This is a genomic window from Brachybacterium sp. AOP42-C2-15 (assembly GCF_052377065.1).
GTDB lineage: Bacteria > Actinomycetota > Actinomycetes > Actinomycetales > Dermabacteraceae > Brachybacterium.
This window is the reverse complement of sequence record NZ_JBQSWK010000019.1, coordinates 48,495-71,503: the sequence shown is the minus strand read 5'-3', so window position 1 is coordinate 71,503 and position 23,009 is coordinate 48,495. Positions and strand designations below refer to the sequence as shown.

The 23,009-nt window shown below is 69.1% G+C and carries 16 protein-coding genes; 14 read left to right on the top strand and 2 right to left on the bottom strand.

Annotated elements, in window-relative coordinates; translation table 11 throughout:
- Positions 1–114: 114 nt before the first annotated feature.
- The gene (locus tag ACT3SQ_RS11860; RefSeq protein WP_444592396.1) at positions 115–2,631 is read right to left on the bottom strand and encodes a glycoside hydrolase family 3 N-terminal domain-containing protein; all 2,517 of its coding nucleotides are present in this window, start codon (positions 2,629–2,631) and stop codon (positions 115–117) included.
- Between the two features lie 222 nt (positions 2,632–2,853).
- On the opposite strand from ACT3SQ_RS11860, the gene ACT3SQ_RS11855 reads away from it, so the two are divergent.
- The 3 genes from ACT3SQ_RS11855 to ACT3SQ_RS11845 all read left to right on the top strand — a co-directional run bounded on the left by ACT3SQ_RS11855 (position 2,854) and on the right by ACT3SQ_RS11845 (position 6,553).
- Complete coding sequence (locus ACT3SQ_RS11855; RefSeq protein ID WP_441445643.1) at positions 2,854–4,503, top strand: extracellular solute-binding protein; 1,650 nt, start codon at positions 2,854–2,856, stop codon at positions 4,501–4,503.
- A 62-nt stretch (positions 4,504–4,565) separates the two neighbouring features.
- Positions 4,566–5,564, top strand: a complete 999-nt coding sequence (locus tag ACT3SQ_RS11850) for an ABC transporter permease (RefSeq protein WP_441445642.1) — start codon at positions 4,566–4,568, stop codon at positions 5,562–5,564.
- On the top strand, positions 5,561–6,553 hold the full coding sequence (locus ACT3SQ_RS11845; protein WP_441445641.1) for a carbohydrate ABC transporter permease: 993 nt from the start codon (positions 5,561–5,563) through the stop codon (positions 6,551–6,553). The genes ACT3SQ_RS11850 and ACT3SQ_RS11845 overlap by 4 nt, the downstream gene beginning before the upstream one ends.
- Before the next feature lie 133 nt (positions 6,554–6,686).
- Here ACT3SQ_RS11845 and ACT3SQ_RS11840 read toward each other — a convergent pair whose 3' ends face one another.
- On the bottom strand, positions 6,687–7,688 hold the full coding sequence (locus tag ACT3SQ_RS11840) for a LacI family DNA-binding transcriptional regulator (RefSeq protein ID WP_441445640.1): 1,002 nt from the start codon (positions 7,686–7,688) through the stop codon (positions 6,687–6,689).
- Positions 7,689–7,736: 48 nt separating this feature from the next.
- Here ACT3SQ_RS11840 and ACT3SQ_RS11835 point away from each other — a divergent pair, with 48 nt between their 5' ends.
- From ACT3SQ_RS11835 to ACT3SQ_RS11785, 11 genes are all read left to right on the top strand, one after another.
- On the top strand, positions 7,737–9,764 hold the full coding sequence (locus ACT3SQ_RS11835) for a beta-galactosidase (RefSeq protein ID WP_441445639.1): 2,028 nt from the start codon (positions 7,737–7,739) through the stop codon (positions 9,762–9,764).
- Between the two features lie 175 nt (positions 9,765–9,939).
- A complete protein-coding gene (locus tag ACT3SQ_RS11830) occupies positions 9,940–12,324 on the top strand; it encodes a hypothetical protein (protein ID WP_444601153.1) in 2,385 nt (794 codons plus the stop codon).
- Positions 12,321–13,337, top strand: a complete 1,017-nt coding sequence (locus ACT3SQ_RS11825) for an HAD-IIA family hydrolase (RefSeq protein WP_441445636.1) — start codon at positions 12,321–12,323, stop codon at positions 13,335–13,337. The genes ACT3SQ_RS11830 and ACT3SQ_RS11825 overlap by 4 nt, the downstream gene beginning before the upstream one ends.
- Positions 13,334–14,179, top strand: coding sequence for a TlyA family RNA methyltransferase (locus ACT3SQ_RS11820; protein ID WP_444601152.1), 846 nt, complete (start codon positions 13,334–13,336; stop codon positions 14,177–14,179). Before ACT3SQ_RS11825 ends, ACT3SQ_RS11820 begins: the two co-directional genes overlap by 4 nt.
- A gap of 5 nt (positions 14,180–14,184) precedes the next feature.
- Positions 14,185–15,129, top strand: coding sequence for an NAD kinase (locus tag ACT3SQ_RS11815; protein ID WP_444601151.1), 945 nt, complete (start codon positions 14,185–14,187; stop codon positions 15,127–15,129).
- A gap of 17 nt (positions 15,130–15,146) precedes the next feature.
- On the top strand, positions 15,147–16,895 hold the full coding sequence (gene recN / locus ACT3SQ_RS11810; protein ID WP_441445633.1) for a DNA repair protein RecN: 1,749 nt from the start codon (positions 15,147–15,149) through the stop codon (positions 16,893–16,895).
- Positions 16,892–18,067, top strand: coding sequence for a putative cytokinetic ring protein SteA (gene steA / locus ACT3SQ_RS11805; protein ID WP_441445632.1), 1,176 nt, complete (start codon positions 16,892–16,894; stop codon positions 18,065–18,067). The genes recN and steA overlap by 4 nt, the downstream gene beginning before the upstream one ends.
- Positions 18,068–18,082: 15 nt before the next feature.
- Complete coding sequence (locus ACT3SQ_RS11800; protein WP_441445631.1) at positions 18,083–19,156, top strand: copper transporter; 1,074 nt, start codon at positions 18,083–18,085, stop codon at positions 19,154–19,156.
- Positions 19,153–20,007 (top strand): hypothetical protein, encoded by an 855-nt coding sequence (locus ACT3SQ_RS11795; RefSeq protein ID WP_441445630.1) that lies wholly within the window; start codon positions 19,153–19,155, stop codon positions 20,005–20,007. The genes ACT3SQ_RS11800 and ACT3SQ_RS11795 overlap by 4 nt, the downstream gene beginning before the upstream one ends.
- Complete coding sequence (gene murJ, locus ACT3SQ_RS11790; protein ID WP_441445629.1) at positions 20,004–21,788, top strand: murein biosynthesis integral membrane protein MurJ; 1,785 nt, start codon at positions 20,004–20,006, stop codon at positions 21,786–21,788. Before ACT3SQ_RS11795 ends, murJ begins: the two co-directional genes overlap by 4 nt.
- A complete protein-coding gene (locus tag ACT3SQ_RS11785) occupies positions 21,785–23,002 on the top strand; it encodes a glycosyltransferase (protein ID WP_441445628.1) in 1,218 nt (405 codons plus the stop codon). The genes murJ and ACT3SQ_RS11785 overlap by 4 nt, the downstream gene beginning before the upstream one ends.
- Positions 23,003–23,009 lie beyond the last annotated feature (7 nt).

The window sequence follows — 23,009 nt, the reverse complement described above, 5'->3', positions numbered from 1 at the left end:
TTTAGGGTTTCGCTCCTCCCACTCCTTTTTTCGTGCCCGAAAACAGGGGCCGCACCAACCAGCAGCGGAATCCATGACAGCCAGCAGGGTTCGGTCGCGGTGGTCTGTCGCCGCTCATCCGCGCGCGGAGGTGAACTGACGGCTGCACACCAAGGATCCCGCGGACCGGGCCAGGTGGATCGTGACCCCATTCCAGGCCTCTGTGAACACCTGGCCGGAGTCCGACCATAGGCGGAGCAGGCTCCACGGAATCGTGAACGTGACCCGTGCTGATCCAGAGGCAGGGACGTGAGCCACGTGTGCACCGATCAGACGCAACAACGGCACAGCCCCACGAACGCCCGTATACGACGCGGAGTCCGTTGACGCATAGACCTGCACCACTTCATGAGCGGTCGTCGTCGCATTGCGCTCGAGCGTGATAGCCACCTGAATTTCGTCCCCGTTGACCTCCACTGAAGGGTGCGTCCACTGCGTGGGTGCGAGTGTCAGCCCGTGCCCGAAGGCAAATTGCGCTGGCTGGTCATAGAGGTATGTCGCTCCCGAGGTGATCATGTCGTACTCGAGGATGTCCGTCAGGGCGCTCTCGCGCACCCAGCTCTGTGCCAGGCGTCCGCTGAACTCGCGGTGTCCGAGCAGCAACCAGGCGAGGGCGGGACCCTGCCTGGCGCCGGCATGGCTGCTCCAGAGCACCGCTTCGGCCGCGTCCGCGTGCACGCCCAGATCGTAGGGGTAGGACGACACCAGCAAGAGCGCAGTGCGCGCTCGGGACCCCGGCTCTGGCAGCAGCTCGACGAGTCGCCGATCAGGGTCCGAGAGAGCCAGTGAGGTTCTGTCCTCGGTCTCTCTGCCGTTCACATGGGGTTCGTTGCCGACCACCGCGATCACGAGGTCCGCGCCGTCCACTGCTCTGCGCGCCTGCTCTTCTCGAGTGCTGATCGCATGCCAGGTGAGGGGTAGAGCGTCGGCAGGATCGCTCGTGCCCAGGATGAGCTTTCCCGTCTGCCGTTCGCTGCGTACCCAGCACCCGCTGGCCACGTGCTGCAGCCGAGTCTGTCCGTCCGGGCCCCGCAGAGCGCGGAACGTCTCCTGGACGCTCCAGCCACCGATTCGCTCACTGCTGGCGCGCACATATCCGTACCCATCCGGCGCGAGCCAGAGTCCTGTTCTCAGCTCCCGCAGGCTCAACACCCCGTGGCCGTGGTCGAGGACCTCAAGGTTGACGGGGTCGATCGACCCGGCCCTGGCATCGGGGAGCCGCGGGACGTCGCTCGGGCGTTCGCTGAGGCGGAGGCCATCAGCGCTCGTTCGAGTCAGGGGTGCTCCGTCCACCAGGAGCTGGATGACGTCCAGGCATGCTGCGGAGCGCACCGGCCCATCGTGCTCGGCCGCTAGTGCAACGTCGAGTGGCACCGGATCGACCAGGTCTCCGCTGTACCAGTCCTGGAGCACTGTCCCGCCGAGGTAGCCGAGCACCGCGATGGTGCTGCCGGAACGCGCTGGCAGGGCCGCGTTGTCGTGCTTGAGCAGCACGGCAGCTCTCGCAGCGACCTGCTCGGACAGTGCAGTCGCCGCCTCGCGATCGAATGTGTAGGCGGGCCGGTCGGCGCTAGGGGAGTTGGGTGCAGTGCTCGCAGCGGACGGGGACATCGGAAGCTCACCGGTTCGGGCACGCAGAACCAGCTGGCGGACCACCGCCTGGTCGATGTGTCGCTCCTGGATCAGGCTCGCCTCGAGCGCGGCTCGTGCGGCTCGGATCGTCGGCCCCGAGTCCCGGTCATGGTCGGTGAAGGAGTCGACGCCGGCTCGCAGCATCGCGGCCACCGCCTCGGTGAGATCCGCGCAGGCGCCCTGGATCGAGAAGAGATTCGTGGGTGCGCCCGCATCGCTGACCACGAACAGCAGATCAGGATCGCCGACCAGGTGACGCAGGTGGTCGTTCACCAGCGGGGAGAGATGCGCGGGGACCCCGTTGGCGAAGTTGTAGGAGAGCATCACCGCACCCGCGGCGCCGCTGGCCAATGCCTCTTCGAAACCCGGCAGCTCATACTCGTGCAGCACCCGTGGCGAGAGCTCGGACGAGGTGGCGGCGCGGTCGACCTCATGGGAGTAGCCCAGGAAGTGCTTGAGCGTCGGCACCGTCGCCCACACCGGGCCCGCTCCACGCAAGCCCCGAGCGATCGCGCTGCCCAGGCGCGCATTGAGCAGCGGATCTTCGGACAAGCCCTCCTCATTGCGCCCCCACAGCGGGTGACGCAGCGGATTCACCACGGGCGCCCAGACGTTCAAGCTGGCCGGCTGCTCGTGCCCATGATGAACCCGCACCTCCCGCGCGATCTGTTCGCCCACGGCTTCGAGCAGGTCTGCGTCCCAAGTCGCCGCGAGCCCGACGGGCTGCGGATAGGTGACGGCTGGACCCCGCCAGGCGACGCCGTGCAGCGCCTCGGTGCCCGTGGAGAACGGGCCGATGCCCAGCCGTTCCACACCAGGGCTGTGCTGGTGCAGGAACGGCAGCTTCTCCTCGATGTCCATCGCACGGACCAGCGCGCGAGCGTGCTCCAGGCGCTCGACATCACTCGCATCGAGGATCGCGCGAGTCTCCAGCCAAGACGTGGATGGGACGGATGCCATGGGGTCCTCTTCGACGGCGGGGCACAGGAGGTTCCGTCGAGAGCTCCTGACAGAGGTCTTGCCACGAGCCTGGTCGACGGTTAAGGTTCGAGCCTATCGAAGCGCTTCGACACTTGGCTAGTCCGCGCTCGAGATTCATCACCCGGACTGCTTCGGCTACCGGGGGAGAACTGCGGTCGCTCATTCGGCAACCGCATACCGTCACAAGGAAGTGAGTGGATCATGAACCTCATCGACAACGCGGTCTCGCGTCGGCGGCTGCTCGGATACCTCGGTATCGGCGCCGGAGCCCTGGGCCTCGCCGCCTGTGGAGGATCCGGAGGCTCTGCCGCAGGCTCCGGCAGCGGGGGAGTGCTGACCGGTGCCGAGCTCACGGCCGAGGTCGAAGCCTCGCTCCCGAACAGCGCTCTGGAGTTCCTCGTCGAGCCGGACTTCCCGAGCGTGAACGGCTCCACTCCCGGCTACGTCACGATGCCCGACCCGCTGGTCAAGGGCGTCGACGCGGTGCCCGGTGCGGGCGGCGACTACACCGTGATGAGCCCGGCCTGGTGGACCTCGCCGCCGAACCTCGGCGACAACGCCTACTACGACGCAGTCAACGAGCAGCTCGGCGCGACCCTGGAGTTCCAGGTGGCCGATGGCAACACCTACGCGGACAAGGTGCAGACGGTGCTCGCCTCCCCGAAGAACGTGCCCGACTGGATGGTGATCCCTTCCTGGAACATCCCCCCGCGCTTCATCGAGGGTGTCGGCAACGTGTTCCAGGACCTCACCGAGCATCTGGCCGGCGATGCGATCCATGACTACCCGAACCTTGCGCGGCTGGATCCTGCGGCATGGGCATACTCGATGTTCAACGGCCGCATCTACGGCCTTCCCTACCCGTCCGAGCTGATCACGAACGCGGTGTTCTATCGCAAGGACCTGTTCGAGCAGTTGGGGGTCGAGCCGCCCACCGACGCCGACTCGTTCCTGTCGGTGCTGACCGAGATCATCGACGAGGGAGCCAATCGCTGGGGCTGCGAGAACCTCTGGAACACCGCACAGATGATGTACGCGATTCCCTCGACCTTTGCGGAGCGTGACGGGAAGCTGGTCCATCCCTTCGAGATGGAGGAGTACAAGGAAGCCATCGTCTGGCTGACCAAGGTGATCGAGTCCGGTGCGATGCACCCGGACGCCGTAGCCGGCAACGACGGACCCGCCAAGGACCGCTTCGAATCCGGTCAGACCCTCGTGATGAACGACGGCGTCGGCGGCTGGCACGAAGCCCTCACTCGGGTGCGTCCCACCAACCCGGACTTCGACCAGATGGCGATGGACCTGTTCGCACCCGATGGCGGGGCACCGACCCTGTACCGCGGCGCTCCGGTCAACATCTTCTCCTTCCTCAAGAAGAACGATGACGCCGAGCAGGTGCGCGAGCTGCTGCGCATCGCCGACTGGTGCGCCTCCCAGTTCGGGACCGAGGAGTTCGACCTGCTCACCTACGGAGTGGAGGGCACTCACTTCGAGCGCGATGAGCACGGCGTCCCTCAGATGAACGACCAGGGCCGGCGCGAGGTGACCTCCACCTACCAGTTCCTCGCCCAGCCCGGGATCGTCAACGCCAAGGTGCAGTTCCCGGAGTACGTCGAGGCCTCGACCCAGTGGATGGCCCGTCAGTCCGAGCACGTGGTCGATCCGCTGTTCTACGGAATCCAGATCCAGGAGCCCTCAGAGTTCGGCTCCCTCAGCCAGCCGTTTGACGATCTGGTCGTGGACATCAGCCGCGGGCGCAAGGACATCGGCGCACTCGATGAAGCGGTGGAGCACTGGCGCTCCTCCGGGGGCGACAAGCTGCGCGACTTCTACGCCGAGTTCATGTCCTGAACTGAGCTCATGTCCTGAACTGACTGCCCATCAGCTGTCGCGCTTCCAGAACCGAGGTGTCCATGTCCATAGATACTGCACGGCCGTTACGGTCCCGTCGACCCTCCCGCCGCCCCGCGGCAGGTGGGTCGACGGGGCCTGGCCGCCGCACCGTCAGCTTCACAAGCCGGCTGCGCCGTGATCGCTCGCTGATCCTCATGACCATGCCGATGGTCGTGCTGCTGCTGGTGTTCGCGTACATCCCGATCCTCGGGAACGTGATCGCGTTCCAGGACTACTCCCCGTTCATCGGGATCAGGAACAGCTCCTGGGTCGGAGCGCACCAGTTCGAGCGGGTGCTGCTGGATCCCCTGTTCTGGAACGCAGTCAAGAACACGCTGGTGATCACTGCTTTCCAGCTGGTGTTCTACTTCCCGATCCCGATCATCCTGGCGATCCTGCTGAACTCGATCCTCAATGAGAAGGTCCGCACGGTCATCCAATCGATCGTGTATCTGCCGCACTTCTTCTCCTGGGTGGTGGTGGTCTCGATCTTCCACCAGATCCTGGGCGGCGCCGGTCTGCTCAACCAGTTCACCCGCGAGTTCGGTCTCGGCACGGTGAACGTCATGACCGATCCCGATACGTTCCTGTTCCTCATCACGTCTCAGGTGGTGTGGAAGGACGCCGGCTGGGGCATCATCGTCTTCCTCGCCGCGCTGAACGCCATCGATCCGGCCCTGTATGAGTCCGCCGCGATGGACGGCGCAGGGAAATGGCGCCGCATCTGGCACATCACCCTCCCCGGTATGCGGGCGGTGATCGTGCTGCTGCTGATCCTCAACCTCGGCAATTCCCTGACGGTCGGCTTCGAGCAGCTGATCCTCCAACGGGACGCTGTCGGCGCCGGTCGCGCCGAGGTCCTGGACACCTTCGTCTACTACACGGGCGTGCAGAACGGCGACTGGAGCTACGCCGCTGCCGCCGGACTCCTGAAGGGAGTGGTCAGCATGATCCTGGTGCTGGGAGCCAACAAGATCGCGCATCTGTTCGGTGAGGCGGGGGTGTATCAGAAGGCATGAGCACCTCTATCGGGCCCGGGCCCAGCCCCGTCAGCGCGCCGGTTCGCCAGGGCGTGGCCACCGGCGTGCTCGCCGGCGCAGGCAGCCCGCCGCGCAAGCGCCGTCCCTCCTCGCGACCGGTCTGGGACGAGGACCCCTCGCTCCCGGCACAGGGCGCGAAGGGCATCGTGCTGGTGCTGATCTGTCTGGCGGTGCTGGTCCCGCTCTACACGATCATCCTTACCAGCCTCTCGCCGCAGGGCGCGATCACGCGGGCCGGCGGCCTGGTGCTGTTCCCCGACGGAATCACCCTGGACGCCTACCGCCAGGTGCTCTCGGGCGGCATCGTCACCCGCGCAGTGATCGTCAGCCTCGGGGTGACCGCGGTGGGCACGGCGCTGTCTCTGACGGTGTCGGTGCTGGCCGCCTACGGCCTGTCCCGGCCGGGGAGCCTCCTGCATACCCCGATCCTGTTCCTGATGCTGGGCACCATGTTCTTCGGCGCCGGCATGATCCCGATGTACCTGCTGGTCTCGGGGCTGGGACTGATCGACAGCTACTGGGCGCTGATCCTGCCCAGCGCCATCTCCGCCTTCAACATCGTGATCATGCGCGGCTTCTTCCAAGGCATCGACCAGGGCATCCTAGAGTCTGCACGGATCGATGGCGCTTCGGACTGGCGGATCCTGTTCCAGATGGTGCTCCCGATGTCGAAGGCGGTGGTGGCCGTGGTCGCCCTGTTCTATGCCGTCGGCTACTGGAACGCCTTCTTCAACGCGATCCTCTACATCAACGACTCTGCCATGCAGCCTCTGCAGGTGGTGCTGCGCAGCTTCGTGCTGCAGGGCGTCTCTGTTCCGGGCCAGGTCGATGTGGGCTCGGGCGAGGTGGCCACGCTCGCGGTGCAGATGGCGGTGATGGTGATCGCGCTGGTGCCGGTGGTGATCGTGTACCCGTTCATCCAGCGCCACTTCAAGACCGGCGTCATGATCGGCGCGGTCAAGGGCTGACCGACGTGCTGCGAGGGACGAGCGGTAGGAGGTCGGCGAGTGTGTGGAGGCTGACCGACGTGCTGCGAGGGACGAGCGGTAGGAGGTCGGCGAGTGTGTGGAGGCTGACCGACGTGCTGCGAGGGACGAGCGGTCAGGCCTGCAGCCGATGGGTGGTGTCGCGCTCGATGAGTGATGGCGCTATCAGCTGGTCGCGGGGGTCCCCGCGCCCCTCGATGAGATCAGTCGCCGTGGTCACTGCGGCCCGGCCGATCTCCGCGACAGGAATCTCGACAGCCGTGTACTCCACGGCACCGAGCAGGGTCGTCTCCCGGGGAGCGATGGCCACGACCTGCAGGTCGGCAGGCATCGAGATCCCTTCGGCCGCCAGTGCCCGGTGGATCGCAGGCAGCGCGCTCTCGTTATGGATGACCAGTGCATCAGGACGGTCGTTCGTGAGGATCGTGCGGATCATCTGCCCCGTGGAGTCGACCTCATGGTCGTGGACCAGGTGACGGGCTGGCAGCTCGAGGCGGGCACAGGTATCCCTGAAGCCTCGGGTGGCGCGGTCGGCGTAGGTGGCGTGACGGGTCTGGGTCGCCGCAGGCGATCCGATCATCACCAGTCGTCGAGCACCTCGGCGATGCAGTTCGGTCACGGCCAGCGTCGAAGCCTGTTCGAAGTCGAAGTCGACCCGGGGGATGCCGAGCGCCTGGCTCGGATAGCCCAGCAGCACGACGGGACGTGCGGCGTCGGCCAGGACCGGGATCCGCGGATCGTCTTCGACCACGTCCATCACCACCAGTGCGTCGACTTTGCCCTCTGCGAGCACTCGCACGGTCGCCTCATGGTCCTCTGCCGCGATCAGGAGGATCTCGCTGGAGGCTGCGTGGGCAGCCGTCATCAGCGAACGGACGAACATCATCACCACGTGCGCATCGACATCCGCAGCCAGCGGGACCGCGAGCCCGATCGTTCCGGCTCGCTGCGAGGCGAGGGCGCGAGCCCCCGCATGGGGGTGGTAGCTCAGGCGCGTGATCGCCGCATTGATCCGTTCCCTGGTCGCTGCGGAGATCGCCCTCTTGCCGCTCAGCGCGTAGGAGACGGTGCTCAGGGAGACGCCGGCCTCGCGCGCAATATCCGACATGGTGGCCATGGCGCCGCCTCTCTGCCAGGAGGAATGTGAATGACGATGAGAAGTGCGATGTCCCGATCTTGTGACGTATTGTCCCATCTTCGCGCCCAGCACGGCGTGCGCGGAGCGCTCTTCGGCGCAGATTACAACCCCGAGCAATGGCCTCGCGAGGTGCATGCCGAGGATCTGGATCTGATGGATCGCGCCCATGTCGACTTCGTGACTGTCGGGGTGTTCTCCTGGGCGCGGCTGGAGCCGGAGCCGGGACGCTTCGATGTGGCATGGCTCGACCAGGTGCTCGATGACCTCCATGCGCGAGGCATCGCCGTGGACCTTGCGATCCCGGTCGCGTCACCACCCCCGTGGCTCGGCGTGATGCACCCGGGCTCCCTCCCGGAGACCCGCTCGGGAAGCACTCTCTGGTGGGGTTCGCGCAATCAGTTCAACCCGTCCTCTCCCGCCTATCGTGAGGCAGCCAGACGGATCACGCGGATGCTGGTGCAGCGATATGCGGAGCATCCGGCGGTGGTGATGTGGCACGTCGGCAACGAGTACGGCCAGCTGTCCCATGACGACAGCACCGCCGGTGCCTTCCGTGCCTGGCTGCAGGCGCGTTATGGTGACATCGATGTGCTGAACCAGGCGTGGGGGACCACGGTGTGGTCGATGGGGCTGCGCGGGTTCGAGGACGTGATCCCACCCCGCGAGACGCCCTATCTCTTAAATCCTGCGCTCGAGCTCGACTTCGCCCGCTTCACCTCAGATCAGCTGCTGGACTGCTATCTCGATCTGGCGGGGATCATCCGTGAGGCGGCGCCCGACGCCTGCATCACCACCAACTTCATGGGCTTCTTCCCGCTGGTCGACTACGGGGCGTGGAGCGAGCATGTCGATGTGCTGGCGGATGACCACTACACAGACCCGGCGGATCCCGCCTCCCGCCTGACGGCCTCGCTGACCCACTCCTATCTGCGCACTCTGGGGCACGGGCGTCCGTGGGTGCTGATGGAGCAAGCGGCGGGAGCCGTGAACTGGCGCGCCCACAACGTGCCGAAGACCGCCGCTCAGAACCGTCTGGATACCTGGCGCGCTCACGCCCACGGCGCCGATGTCATCTCCTACTTCCAGTTCCGCCAGGCGGCGAGCGGACCCGAGACCTTCCACTCGGCCCTGGTCCCGCATGCAGGGGCGGACACCGCCCGATTCTGCGGAGTCGCCGAACTCGGGCGCGAGCTCGACGACAGCCCGCTGGCGGACATCGCCCCCGGCACCTCTCGGGTGTTCTTCGTCCACGACTGGGAGTCCTGGCGCGCCGCCGTGGGAGGAGGCCGGGCCACGTCGGCTCTCGACCCGATCGCGCAGAACGAGATGTATTACGAGCCGTTCTTCCGTGCCGGGGAACGGGTCGACATCGGCCCGTCGACCCTGTTCGCCCCCACAGAAGAATTCGGAGCAGCAGAAGGCGGTGCAGAACCGTCGGGAAGCAGCCTGCACAGTCGCTATGACCTCGTCGTGCTGCCCTCACAGTTCCTTGCCCGGGCCGAGCTGACCCCGGTACTGGAGCAGTTCGTGCGGGACGGAGGCCAGCTGCTCATTGGCCCGCACAGCGGGGTCGTGGACCAGGATGTCCGTGCTCATCTCGGCGGCTTCGGAGGCGGCCTGCTCGAGCTCGCAGGGGTGTTCCGCGAGGAGCCGTGGCCGCTCGCAGCGCCGATCGTCGTCTGCGACGACACGGGGGCGGAGGCCGAGGTGTCACGATTCGTCGAGGTTCTGCGCACGACGACGGCGCATCGCCTCTGGACCGTGGCGGAGGGTGCACTGCAGGGGCGACCGGTGGTCACCCACCGGGAGCTGGGGAAGGGGGCGATCTGGTACCTCGGCGGCCTGCTGGATCCTGAGACGCTCCATTCCGTGATCGGACGGGCCGCGGCTGCCGCGGGCCTGGAGCTGGCCAGCCTCCCTGAGCAGGTCGAAGTGATCCGTCGCGGGGAGGCCGTGGTCGTCCTGAACCATGGCAGTTCACCGGCACGGCTCAGCATCGCGGGTGCGGACCTGGAGGTGCCGGGGGAGGAGCTTGTGGTCTGGCGGCCGGCATGAGGATGCTGCGCGGCTGAGCCCGTCGGGGCCCGGTTCCTTCCTGTGAAGGGCGTGGTCGTGACCCTGGTGAAAGCAGTCACGGATAGGGCCGTTACCGGAGCGTCAATTGCAGGTGGTCGCATAGGCTCCCGGGAGAAAACGACATAAGGGCGAGACGAAGAGACGGACGGTCCAGGTGTCTGAGGACAGCAATAACAGGGGCGACCACGGCCAGGGCGACAAGAGTCGGTACGGCCAGCGGCGCGACGACAATTCCACGACACCGCACTCCCGCTCGTCGTCCGGCGACGGGCGCGGGCGGCCCAGGACTCAGGGGTCCTGGGAGAAGGACGGGCCGCGCAGCGCCCGTCAGGACCGCCCCCGCTCTGTCGGCGACGCGTCCGGGACCGCACGGAAGCGGCCCTACCGCCCCAATGACGAGACCGGCCGCACCAGCGGTGGACCGCGTCGTGATGACCGCGGCTCATCCTGGTCTCAGCGGCCGCGCCGCTCCGAGGATTCCGGGGGCTTCCGAGGAGGCCAGGACTCTCGCGGCAGTGACTCCCGCGGCAGTCGTGATGACAAGCCCTGGGAGAAGCGGGACCGCAAGGACTACCGACCGCGCGAAGAGCGCAGCGGCGGCCGTCCGGAGCACGCTCGCGGCGACGCCGGCTCGCGCCGTGAGGACAAGCCCTGGGAGAACCGTGGTGGCGTTCGCCCCGCCGGTTCCCGTCCGGACTCTCGCGGTGGCCGGGAGGACCGGCCCTGGGAGAACCGGGACCGCAAGGACTACCGCCCCCGCGAGGACCGCGGTGGTGCTCGCCCCGCCGGTTCCCGTCCGGACTCTCGTGGTGGCCGTGAGGATAAGCCCTGGGAGAACCGGGACCGCAAGGGCTTCCGCCCCCGTGAAGATCGAGATGCTCGTCCGCGCGAGGACCGTGGTGGTCGGCCGTCAGGTTCCCGTCCGGACTCTCGTGGTGGCCGTGAGGACCGGCCCTGGGAGAACCGCGACCGCAAGGACTACCGCCCCCGCGATGACCGTGGTGGCGCTCGCCCCGCCGGTTCCCGTCCGGACTCCCGTAGCGGTCGCGAGGACAAGCCGTGGGAGAAGCGGGATCGTCAGGACTTCCGTCCGCGTGAGGACCGCAGCGGTGGTCGCCCCGATCATGCACGCGGCGACGCCAGCGGACGCCGTGAGGACAAGCCGTGGGAGAAGCGGGACCGCAAGGACTTCCGCCCCCGTGAAGATCGGGATGCGCGACCGCGCGAGGACCGTCCGTGGCGCGAAGATCGCCCGCGTCGGGATGACCGCGACACCCGCGGTAGCCGGGGACGCAGTGATTACGGCGGTGCACGTGACCATGGCGGTGCACGCAGCCACGGTGGAGTGCGCGATCACGGTGGAGCACGCGATCACGGCAGGGACCGCCCTGAATATGCACCCCGAGACGACTCGCGCAACACCCGTCCGGGCCAGGAGGCTCGTGCTGACCGGCCGATCGAGCCCCGCATCCCGGAGAGCATCACGGGGCGGGAGCTGGGCAAGGACATCCAGGCAGAGCTGCGCGGGCTGAGCAAGGACACCGCAGAGCGGGTCTCCCGCCATATGGTCGCGGCCTACCTCCTGGAGGAGTCCGACAACGAGACCGCGCAGGCGCATGCCCGCTTCGCTGCGCGCCTCGGCGGTCGTGTCGGTGCGGTGCGAGAGGCTCACGGCATCATCGCCTATCGCGCCGGCGACTTCCGCACGGCGTCGCGCGAGCTGCGCACATCGCTGCGCATCACCGGGCGCACTGATGTGCTGCCGATGATCGCGGATTCGGAGCGTGGGCTGGGCAGGCCGGAGCGTGCCCTGGACATCGCCTCCTCGGAGGATGCCTCCGATCTCGGCGTCAATGCATCGATCGAGCTGATCATCGTGGTGGCCGGTGCCTACGCGGATACGGGGGACATCGAGACTGCTCTGCGCACGCTCGAGATCCCCGCGCTGCGGCACAAGGTCGAGGGACGCTGGCAGGTGCGCCTGTGGGTCGCCTACGCCGATCTCCTCGAGCGTGCGGGCCGTCCCGACGAGGCGAAGCGCTGGCTCACGCTGGCGGCGGATGCCGACTCCGAGGGAGTGACCGACGCCGCCGAGCGTCTGGGCCGCCCGGCTCCGCAGCCGGCGGAGGAGCCCACCTGGGCCGACGACGAGCAGATCTCGGTCCTCGACGCCTACGACCCTGATGCTGATGCTGATGCTGATGCTGATGCTGATGCTGATGCTGATGCTGATGCTGATGACTTCGACGCCGAGGGCGAGAACGGCTTCGAGGGCGAGAACGACTCCGAGGAGGAGGACGAGCTGCCCGCGGGCGCCTCCGACGAGGTCGACGCAGAACTCTCTGACGCTGACGTGGAGGAGCCCGCTGACGTCGACGAGCCTGCTGATGCGGGGGAGCCTGCTGACGTGGAGGAGCCCGCTGTCGAGGGAGTGTCCTCCGACGCGGCCGAGCCCGCCACGGCCGATGAGCTGCCTGAGGCTTCTCTGCCCGCAGAGGAGAAGATCGAGGAGACGCGAGCATCGGAGGAGTCGGCATGATCCGTCGGCCTGATCCTTCGCTGCTGGATCTGTACGATGCGCTGCTGCTGGATCTCGATGGGACGCTGATGCACGGCGCCCAGCCGATCCCGCACGCCGCCGAGGCGGTGGAGATCGCGCGTGCCGCCGGTCGCACCGTCGTCTTCGCGACGAACAACGCCTCCCGCACTCCGCAGCAGGCCGCTGACCACCTCGCAGTGGTCGGTGTCGCTGCCCGGCCCGAGGAGTTCGTGACCTCACCTCAGGTGGCGTCGCGGCTGCTCGCAGACCGTCTCGAGGCAGGCTCGAAGGTGCTGATCGTCGGTGGTCCCAGCCTCGCCGCCCAGATCCGGGAAGTCGGCCTCGAGCCGGTGGACACCGACAGCGAGGATGTGGTCGCCGTGGTCCAGGGCTGGTCCCCGGATCTGGACTGGTCGTTGCTGGCAGAAGGTGCCTACGCGATCAGGCACGGTGCCTTCTGGATGGCCACCAACATCGACGCGACACTTCCCACCGAGCGCGGGCTGGCGCCCGGCAACGGTTCCATGGTGGCGGTGCTGCGGCACGCCACCGGGGCCGAGCCTGCGGTCGCCGGCAAGCCGGAGCCGGGCATGTTCGAGGTCGCCGCCCGGGATCAGGGCGCACGGCGCCCCTTGATCATCGGCGACCGGCTGGACACCGACATCGAAGGGGCGGTGCGTGCAGGGATGGACTCCCTGCTGGTGCTCACCGGAGTGGATGGGATCGAGTCTGCGCTGCGCGCAGAGCCGGTGCGCCGACCCACCTTCATCCTGCCCGACCTCGAGCAGCTCGCTGCTCCCTTCCCGCTGCCCGTCGTCGACGGTGAGACCGCCCGCTGCGGAGCAGTCCGCGCCCTCTGGCGCGAGGGAGACATCGAGCTGCACGGAGAGGTCGAGGATCCGCGGATCCTGCGGGCGGTGCTGGCGCTGCTGGCGAGCCACAGCGCCGAACAGGCCTGGCGCGGCGAGCTCCGCGACCAGCACGGTGCCGCAGTGCAGCCCACGGACCGGTGAGCGGCGACCGACTCGACGTCGCGCTGCTCACCGCCGGCCTCGCGCGGTCCCGCACCCATGCTCGGCGCATCATCGAGGAGGGGCGGGCCAGGCTCGACGGCCGCACGGTCACCCGTCCCGCCACGCCGGTCCCTGCCGGCGCCGAGCTCGCCGTCGTCGATGTGCCCGACGGGATCGAATACGCCTCCCGGGCCGCGCACAAGCTCGCCGGTGCCCTCGATGCGCTCGGCCTGGACCCGGCGGGCCTGAGCTGCCTGGATGCGGGGGCCTCCACCGGTGGGTTCACCGATGTGCTGCTGCGCCGCGGTGCGGCCTCGGTGATCGCGGTCGACATCGGCCGCGATCAGCTCGCAGACCATGTGCGTGAGGATTCTCGCGTCACCGTCCTCGACGGCACCAGTGTGCGCGATCTCCATCCCGCGCTGCTGGGAACGAGCGTCGACCTCCTGGTCGCGGACCTCTCCTTCATCTCCCTGCGCACAGTCCTGGCGGCCCTTGGATCAGTGGTCCGGCCCGACGGGCAGCTGCTGCTGATGGTGAAGCCGCAGTTCGAGGGGGGAAGAGCAGCCCTGCCGAAGTCCGGCGTCGTGAGCGACCAGGCGGAACGGGTGCGGGCGGTGCGCGAGGTCGCAGAATCGGCCGCCGGATCCGGGCTCTCCGCAGCAGCTGTCGGGCCCAGCACGCTACCCGGACAGGACGGCAACCGTGAGTACTTCCTGCATCTGCGTCCGCACGGCACGGCGTTCACGCTGGATGCCGAGGCCTGTGACATGATCGAGTCTGCCGTGCGCGGGGACCGTCCGCGGCGACGCCACGACCAGCACCCCAGCCAGGAGGACTGACCCCGATGCGACGGTTCCTCCTCTACGTCCATACGGGCCGCCGAGCGGCGCTGTGCGCGACGCTCACGGTGCTCGAGGAGCTCCGGCTGCGTGGCGTGCGTGCGATCGTCGTCCAGCAGCAGGTCGACGAGATCCTCGCCCTGCCCGAGGACATGGCACCCCCGCGCCTGCTGACCTTCCTCACCAACGGCGCCGTCGATGTGCTCGAATCCGTCACGGCGGAGGATCTCGTCGAACTCGGCATCGTCCTCGGCGGCGACGGCACCATCCTGCGCGCCCTCGAGGCCGTGCGCGAGGCGGACATCCCCGTCCACGGAGTGAACCTCGGTCATGTCGGCTTCCTCGCCGAGAGCGAGGTCGAGGATCTCTCGATCACCGTCGCCCGCCTGCTCGACGGCGATTACGACATCGAGAAGCGTTCGACCCTCGACATCTCGGTGCTGGATTCGGATGACGCCCTCCTCGCCCATCACTGGGCGTTGAACGAGGCCTCCCTCGAGAAGGCCGACCGGCAGAAGATGATCAACGTCGCGATCGAGATCGACGGGCGCCCGGTCTCCTCCTTCGGGGCGGACGGCGTGCTGCTGTCCACCTCCACCGGCTCGACGGCCTACGCCTTCAGCGCCGGCGGACCGGTGATCTGGCCGGAGGTCGACGCGATGATGCTGATCCCGCTGGCAGCGCACGCCCTGTTCGCCAGGCCGCTGGTGCTGGGGCGTTCCTCCGAGGCGGCGATCGAGATGACCCTCGACAACCGCGAGGACGGCATCCTCACCCTGGATGGCCGACGCACCGAGGACATCACCGCAGGGATGCGCATCGAATCCCGGCTCTCCGAGCGGTACGTGCGGCTGGCGCGGCTGGCGCCGACGCCCTTCGCGGACCGGCTCGTCGAGAAGTTCCAGCTGCCGGTGGTGGGCTGGCGGGGTCGCAGCCCCGGCACCCGCTGAGGGCAGGAGGCACCACCATGCTGTCAACCCTGCGTATTCGTCAGATCGGTGTGATCGACGACGCCATGCTCGATTTCGGGCCCGGATTCACCGCGCTGACCGGTGAGACCGGGGCGGGCAAGACGATGATCGTCACCGGCCTGACCATGCTGCTCGGCGAGCGGCTCGACCGCGGTCGCACCCGCGGCTCCAGCACCGTCGACGGCACCCTCGCCCTGGCAGGCCACACCGAGCTCGCCGCCGCGCTCGACGAGCTGGGCGCTGAAGAGGAGGACGGCGAGGTGCTGGTGGTCCGACGGGTCACCCGCGATGGCCGCTCCCGCGCCCAGATCGGAGGGGTCCCGGTGCCGATCGGCACGCTCGCCCGTCTCGTGGGCACGGCGGTCACGGTGCACGGCCAGTCCGATCAGCAGCGTCTGCGCGACCCCGAGGCCCAGCGCGATGCGCTGGATCGCTTCGCCATCGCTGAGATCGGACCGCTGCTCACCCGCCACCGCGAGATCTGGCGCGAGCGTTCCACACTCACCGAGCGTCTGGCCGAGCTCGATGAGCTGCTGACTGAACGAGACCGGCGCGGCGCTGCGCTGCGTCAGGCCCTCGAGCGGCTCGAGCAGTCCGACCCGGTCGAGGGGGAGGACGAGGATCTGCGTGCCGAGATCGAGCGGCTCGCCAATGCCGAGGAGCTGCGCGGCGCCGCCGGGCAGGCAGCATTGGCCCTGGTCGGTGACGATGACGGCCCCGCCGCCGCACCGCTGCTGGCACTCGCGGCGGAGAGCCTGGGACGCGCTGCCCGCACCGATACGACTCTGGAACCGCTGGTCGAGCGGATGGACGCCGTGCGCCTCGAGCTCTCGGACGTCGCCGCGGAGATCTCCCGCTATGCAGACAGCATCGACGGCTCGCCCAGCAGGATCGAGGAGGCCAATGAACGTCTCCATGAGCTGACCCTGCTGGTCCGGGACCTCGGCGCGATGCTGCCGGGCCCGGACGGCCCGGCCGGGGACATCACCACGCTGCTGGCCACCTCCCGCACCGCCGCGATCGCTCTGGACCGCTATGAGGGTGCCGAGGAGGAGCGGGCCGAGACCGTCGGCCGGCTCGAGGGTCTTGAGGCGGACCTCTCCGAGACCGCTGCGGCGCTCACCGAGGCCCGCCGCATCGCCGCCTCTGCTCTGTCCTCCGCGGTGCAGGAGGAGCTGCGGCATCTCGAGATGCCCGACGCCGATATCCGAGTGGAGGTGTCCGTACAGAGCCATCGCTCCCACGGCTGCGACGCCGTCGCGATCCTCCTCGCCCCGCATCCCGGCGCCGACCATCTGCCCGTCGCCCAGGCCGCCTCCGGAGGTGAGCTCTCCCGGGTGATGCTCGCCCTCGAGGTGGCGCTGTCCTCCTCCCGGAACGATCGCAGCGCGGCACCGGTGTTCGTCTTCGACGAGATCGATGCGGGGATCGGCGGCCGTGCCGCCCTCGCCGTCGGGCAGCGGCTCGCCCGACTGGCACGTCATGCCCAGGTCATCGTGGTCACCCACCTTCCTCAGGTCGCTGCCCACGCCAGCACCCACCTGCAGATCGTGAAGTCCTCCACCGACGGCACCACCAGCTCCACGGTCGAGCATCTGGACAAGCCGGCACGGATCCGGGAGCTGGCACGGATGCTCGCCGGTGACGACGCCTCCGACCTGGCCCTCGCCCATGCCGAGGAGCTCCTGGACGAGGCACGTGCGGTCGCGACTTCTGATGAGACTCCGCCGGGAGCGCGACGATGAGCGCTGTGCGCTCGGTGACCGGAACCGCCCGGCTCGGCAAGCGCACCAAGGACCTCACCAAGCGGCTCCAGCCCGGTGACATCGCGATCATCGACCATGAGGACATCGACCGCGTCGCCGCTGAGGCCCTGGTCGAACGGGAGCCGGCCGCCGTGCTCAACGTCGCGGCGTCGACCTCCGGGCGCTACCCGAACGCCGGTCCCCGAATCCTGATCGATGCAGGCATCGTCCTGGTCGACAGCTTCGGCGAGTCCGTGTTCGAAGGGGTCCGTGACGGGGAGACGATCACCGTGACGGACGGCGAGGTGCAGCTCGAGGGGACTCCGATCGCCGCCGGCACCCGACAGGACGACGAGAGCGTCACCGCCTCCCTCGAGATCGCGCGCGAGGGCCTGTCCGAGCAGCTCGAACTGTTCGCCGAGAACACCATGGAATACATGCTGCGGGAGCGGGATCTGCTGCTGGACGGCATCGGCGCGCCCGAGGTGCGCACCCGCATGGACGGGCGACCGGTGCTGATCGTGGTGCGCGGCTACCACTACAAGGAGGACCTGGCGACCCTCAAGCCCTTCCTCCGCGAGAACCGACCGATCATCATCGGTGTCGACGGCGGTGCGGACGCTGTGATCGACGCCGGGTTCCATCCGGACATGATCATCGGGGACATGGACTCGGTCTCCGACCGTGCCCTGCGCAGCGGTTCCGAGCTCGTGGTCCATGCCTACCGTGATGGCCGCGCCCCGGGGATGGAGCGGCTGACGGAGCTGGGCCTGGACCGGGACGCGATCTCGTTCCCGGCCTCCGGCACCAGCGAGGACATCGCGATGCTGCTGGCCGACGAGAAGGGCGCTTCGGTGATCGTGGCCGTCGGCACTCACGGCACCCTGGAGGAGTTCCTGGACAAGGGACGCGCCGGGATGAGCTCGACCTTCCTGACCCGGCTGCGCATCGGGTCCAAGCTGGTGGACGCCAAAGGCGTCTCCCGCCTGTACCGTCAGAGGATCTCCACCTTCCAGCTGGTGCTGCTCGCACTGGCCGGGCTCGCCGCACTCGCGGTCGCGCTCTGGGCGACCCCCGGAGGGCAGGCGCTGGTCCAGATCTTCGGCGCCCGCCTGGATGGGATCCTGTCCTGGTTCACCTTGCTGTTCTCACCCCGGGCCACCGGGTCGTAGGAGGGTCTCGACCCCGTGATCGATTTTCGTTACCACCTCGTCTCCCTGATCTCCGTGTTCCTGGCACTGGCGGTCGGCATCGTGCTCGGCGCCGGCCCGCTGCGTGAGAACCTCGGCGACCAGCTCGCCGGCCAGGTCGAGCAGCTGCGCACCGAGCAGGAGCAGCTGCGCGGCGACACCGAGGAGCTCTCCGCGAAGCATGACCAGCTGGCGACCTTCATCACCGAGCTGGGTCCGGAGCTGGTCGCCGGCACCCTCGACGGGAAGCAGGTGGCTCTGTTGGCCGACGACAGCTCCACCCGCCCGGGCACCGAGCGCATCGTGACTCTGCTGGAGGACGCCGGGGTCGGGTCCACCGTCCAGATCAACCTGCTCCCCGCCCTCTGGGCCCCCGATGCGGAGCAGACCCGTGCGCAGGCGCTGGAGACGGTCCGCTCGATCGCCCCGGCGGTGCTGCCCGAGGACCCCGAGGGGGAGCTGACCGACAGTGCTCTGCTCTCGGCCATGATTCCCAGGCTGCTGCACTCAGATGCCGAAGGCGGGCTCACCCCCGAGCTGCGCACCCAGCTGTGGCAGGTGCTGATCGATCATGACCTGGTCTCGATCGATGGTGAGGCGCCCGTGGCGGTCGATGCTGTGATCTATGCCAGCGCCGCCCCCGAGGAGCTCGCCGATGCGAAGGAGGATGAGCAGGTCGCGACCGAACGTGCGCAGGGCCTGCTCGCCTCCCAGACCAACCTGCTCGGAGAGCTCGCCCGCACCGGTCTTCCCGCAGTGGTCTCCGCGGCCACCCCCGGGAACGATGCCTCCACCGGCGTCCTGCGCACAGTGCGCGGGGACGCCAGCTTCGATGCCCTCTCGACCACTGATCGGCTCCAGGAAGCTGACGGCCCGCTGCTGTCGGTGCTCGCCCTGATCGAGCAGTCGCGCGGTGGCAGCGGGGCGTACGGCACCACCGGTGACGCCGAGAACCGGCTGCCCGCGCTTCCGGAGACTCAGGGCCTCGAGGAGCAGGCTGCTGACCAGCAGGGCGATGGCGGAACTGCAGAGACTGGCACGCAGCCCTCCGATGGCGGGGGAGAGGGATGATCGGCGCGCTGCGTGAGGAGCTGCGACGCACGAACTTCGCCGGCCGTGAGGTGAGCCTGGCCGAGGGTGCACTGGTGATCGGCGGGGTGGTCGCGCTGTCCCTGCGCACCGGTCGCCCCGCAGATCCATGCGTCCTGGCCGGCATCGGCACTCTGGGCCTGGTCGATGACCTGCTCGAGCCTCGTCAGCGTCGCGCGGGACGACCCGTCTCCAAGGGTCTGCGGGGTCATCTCGGCGCGCTGCTGGAGGGCCACCTGACCACGGGCGCCGCCAAGGCGCTCGGGATCCCGCTGCTCTCCTTGGCGGGCGTCCTCTCCGCCCCCTCTCCCCGCGGAGCGGGAATGGTCCTGGCCGATGCCGCGCTGGTCTCCGGTTGCGCGAACCTCGCGAACCTCCTGGATCTGCGTCCCGGGCGGGCGCTGAAGGCCGTGCTGCCTCCGGCTGCTCTGCTGCTGCTCGTCCCGGCGGGCACCGACCGTGCTCGCACCGGCGAGCAGCTCGCGCTGGCCGCTGCGCTGCCCGGGCTGCTGGCGCTGCCGGCCGACCTCCGAGAGCGCGGGATGCTCGGAGACGCCGGTGCCAACGTGCTCGGCGCCGCCGTGGGAAGCGCTGCGACCAGGCTGCTGCCCGCCCCAGCCCGGATCTCTCTGCTGGCCGCGGTGGTGGCGCTGACGCTCGCCAGTGAGAAGGTCAGCTTCAGCGCCGTGATCGACTCCACCGCACCGCTCCGCCGGCTGGACCGGCTGGGGCGGCTGCCGGTCTCCGCTGAACGCTCGGCTGAGCGGCCGGCTGAGGGCACGTCTGAGGGCTCGGCTGCCGACCCGGACCCGGCGGCTGAGGAGGAACGATGAACTCGACCCCTGGGCGTCCCACGCCGTCCCGGCCCACCGCTGAGATGAGCAGTCGTCGAGGCGGGATCACCCGATCGGTGCTGCGCGGTGCGGGCGTGATCCTGCTGGTGACCGTCTTCGCACGGATCGCGGGCTTCGTCCGCTACCTGGTGTTCGGGGCGAGCGTCGGCGCGGGGGACGTGGGCACCGCCTACACCACGGCGAACATGCTCCCCAACGTCCTGTTCGAGGTCGTCGCCGGCGGCGTCCTCGCCGCAGTGGTGGTGCCCTTGATCGCGGGACTGGTCCCGGAGGGGGACCCGAAGGATCTCGTCGGCGCCGAGGAGAGCGTGGACCCGAGACAGGTCGGGGAGCTTCGCGCCGAAGGGCGGGGGCGCTCCGCCCGCGAAGGCGCCGCGCTCGTCGACCGCATCGTCTCGAGCCTGCTCACCTGGACGCTGCTGGGAACCGGGCTGATGGCCGCGCTGGTGATCGCCTTCGCTGCCCCGCTGGCCCAGCTGCTGCTGGCCGCTGAGACGCCGGGCACCGCCGGTGTACCGCTCGGAGCGACTCTGCTGCGGATCTTCGCACTGCAGCTGCCGCTGTACGGGCTGTCCGTGGTGCTCGCCGCCTATCTGCAGGCCCGCAAGCGGTTCCTCTGGCCCGCGATGATGCCGCTGCTGTCTTCGATCATCGTGATGATCTCCTACCGGGTCTACGCCCATCTGGTGCCTCCCGTGGCGACCACCACGACCATCGACCCCTCGGCCGTGTGGTGGCTCGGGTGGGGCACCACCGCAGGCGTCGCCATGATGGCGCTGCCCGTGGTGGTCGTCGCGCTCCGGACGGGCCTGCGGCTGCGCCCGACGCTGCGGATGCCGGCCGGCTTCGGGCGGCGTGCGCTGGCCCTGGGCGGTGCCGGACTCGGGGCCGTCGGGGCGCAGCAGCTGGTGCTCGCGCTGGTGATGGTGCTCGCGATGCGAGCTGGCGGGGTGGGGACCCTGCCGGTCTTCCAGTACGCCCAGGCCCTCTATCTCCTTCCCTACGCCATTCTCGTGGTGCCCCTGGTCACTTCGGTGTTTCCGCATCTGTCGGAGCTGCGTCTGGTGGGGGACCGTTCCGGCTTCGCCAAGGTCGCCGCCGCTTCCGTGCGCACCGTGATGGCGGTCTCCGTGATCGGTGCCGCGATGCTGCTGGCCGCTGGGCCCGCGCTCGAGCAGTTCTTCCGCCAGATCGACAGGGCCGGGGCCACCGGGGTCGGCTCCACCACCGCGGGGCTCTCGCTGGGCCTGGTGGGCTTCGCCGTCTCCATCCAGTGCACCCGCATCCTCGCCGCGGCCCTGCGGGCCCGGGATGCGCTGCTGGTCGGCTCGGTCGGCTGGATGATCGCCGGCGCGGTGATCCTGATCATCGTGCTGCCCAGTCCTGAGCGCTCCGCGGCAGAGGCCTCGACCGCCTTCGGGCTCTCCATGGCTGTGGGGATGGCGCTGGCCGGGCTGGTGGGACTGGCACGGATCGCGGACGTCCTCGAGCACGGGGGACACCTCATTGCGGTGCGACGCACCGCGCTGATGGTCCCGGTCGCGCTGCTGGGCGGTGGGATCCCCGGGCTGCTGCTGGGCAGGCAGCTCGTGACCACCGACATGGGGGAGGTGGGCGCTGTGCTGGTCGGAATCGCCTGCGGTCTGATCGCCGGTCTGATCGCGGCTGCGGCGATGGCCGCGGCGGATCCGGAGCTGACCCGGAGGGCGCTGCGCCGCCTGCGGGGCGGACGTTTCGGCGCGGCGAGGTCAGCATCGTGACGATCCTGCTGGTGCGACCCACGGCGAGCGGCGGTCTGGCGGCGCATGTCGATCAGGAGCTGGCTCTGCTGGAGGCAGCCGGACGTGACGTCCGCGAGGCGCCGGTGCGGATCCGAGAACGTCCTGATCTGCTCGAAGATCTGCGCACCGTGAGGACGCTGCGGCAGATCCTGAGCAGCGCCACGCTCGCGATCCCCGCGACGACCACGACGACCGCCCAACCAGCTCAGCGCGCCCAGCCGGCCCAGCCGGCCGAATCCGCCGAGTCCGCCGAGTCCACCGAGTCCGCCGGGTCCCCGCGGTTCGCGCCGTCAGCGGTGACTGTCCATGCCCACGGGCTGCGAGCCGGGGCCCTGGCCGCGGTGGCGATGTGGGGCTTGAGCCGTCATCACCTGGTGGTCACGCTGCATAACCGCACCGTCGGCTCGTTGCCCACCCGTGTCGTCGGCGCGCTTCTGCTACGCCTGCTCGCCCGTCGGGCGAACACGGTGCTCGCCGTCTCTCCCGACCTCGCCGAGACCGCACGGAAGGCGGGGGCCGGCGACGTGCACCACGCGATCATCCCCGCGCCATCGCCGACCGACGCCGCGACCGGGGCCACCGACGCAGTGCTGGTGCCCATGGGCACCGACGCAGTGCCGGTGCCAGCGACTGCCGCTGCCGTACCGAGCGAGGCCCGGGGCGGGAGCCACCTGGAGATCCTCGTGATCGCCCGCCTGGCACCGCAGAAGGGGCTGCACGACCTGCTCGACGCCGCCGCGCTGCTGCGGGACGGCGCACCGGTGCGGATCCGAGTCGCCGGAGATGGTCCGCTCGCGCAGGAGCTGGACGCGCGGATCCACGCCGAACGGCTCCCGGTCGAGCTGCTCGGGCGGCGTGATGATGTCCCCGCTCTGCTGGCGGCCTGCGACCTGCTGGTCTCCGCGGCGCATTGGGAGGGGCAGCCGGTCTCGCTCCAGGAAGCCTTGAGAGCAGGCCGGGCGATCGTGGCGACGGATGCCGGTGGTACCCGCTGGGTCACCGCAGACGCCGCCCATCTGGTCCCGGTCGGTGATCCCGCAGCACTCGCCGCTGCGATCACCACGATGCAGGATCCTGCGCTGCGCAGCACCGCGGAGGAGTCTGCCCGCCGCCGGGCGCTCGAGCTCCCCACGGCCGAGGATCTGCTCGTCCAGCTCGACGAGGTGCTCGCGCCTGGCCCTCGCCACTGGTAGATTGGGG

Coding starts and splice junctions, on each gene's coding strand:
- recN (WP_441445633.1), top strand. CDS start 15,147: ATGCTGTCAACCCTGCGTATTCGTCAGATCGGTGTGATCGACGACGCC.
- ACT3SQ_RS11840 (WP_441445640.1), bottom strand. CDS start 7,688: ATGGCCACCATGTCGGATATTGCGCGCGAGGCCGGCGTCTCCCTGAGC.
- ACT3SQ_RS11815 (WP_444601151.1), top strand. CDS start 14,185: ATGCGACGGTTCCTCCTCTACGTCCATACGGGCCGCCGAGCGGCGCTG.
- murJ (WP_441445629.1), top strand. CDS start 20,004: ATGAACTCGACCCCTGGGCGTCCCACGCCGTCCCGGCCCACCGCTGAG.
- ACT3SQ_RS11850 (WP_441445642.1), top strand. CDS start 4,566: ATGTCCATAGATACTGCACGGCCGTTACGGTCCCGTCGACCCTCCCGC.
- steA (WP_441445632.1), top strand. CDS start 16,892: ATGAGCGCTGTGCGCTCGGTGACCGGAACCGCCCGGCTCGGCAAGCGC.
- ACT3SQ_RS11825 (WP_441445636.1), top strand. CDS start 12,321: ATGATCCGTCGGCCTGATCCTTCGCTGCTGGATCTGTACGATGCGCTG.
- ACT3SQ_RS11795 (WP_441445630.1), top strand. CDS start 19,153: ATGATCGGCGCGCTGCGTGAGGAGCTGCGACGCACGAACTTCGCCGGC.
- ACT3SQ_RS11845 (WP_441445641.1), top strand. CDS start 5,561: ATGAGCACCTCTATCGGGCCCGGGCCCAGCCCCGTCAGCGCGCCGGTT.
- ACT3SQ_RS11860 (WP_444592396.1), bottom strand. CDS start 2,631: ATGGCATCCGTCCCATCCACGTCTTGGCTGGAGACTCGCGCGATCCTC.
- ACT3SQ_RS11835 (WP_441445639.1), top strand. CDS start 7,737: ATGTCCCGATCTTGTGACGTATTGTCCCATCTTCGCGCCCAGCACGGC.
- ACT3SQ_RS11855 (WP_441445643.1), top strand. CDS start 2,854: ATGAACCTCATCGACAACGCGGTCTCGCGTCGGCGGCTGCTCGGATAC.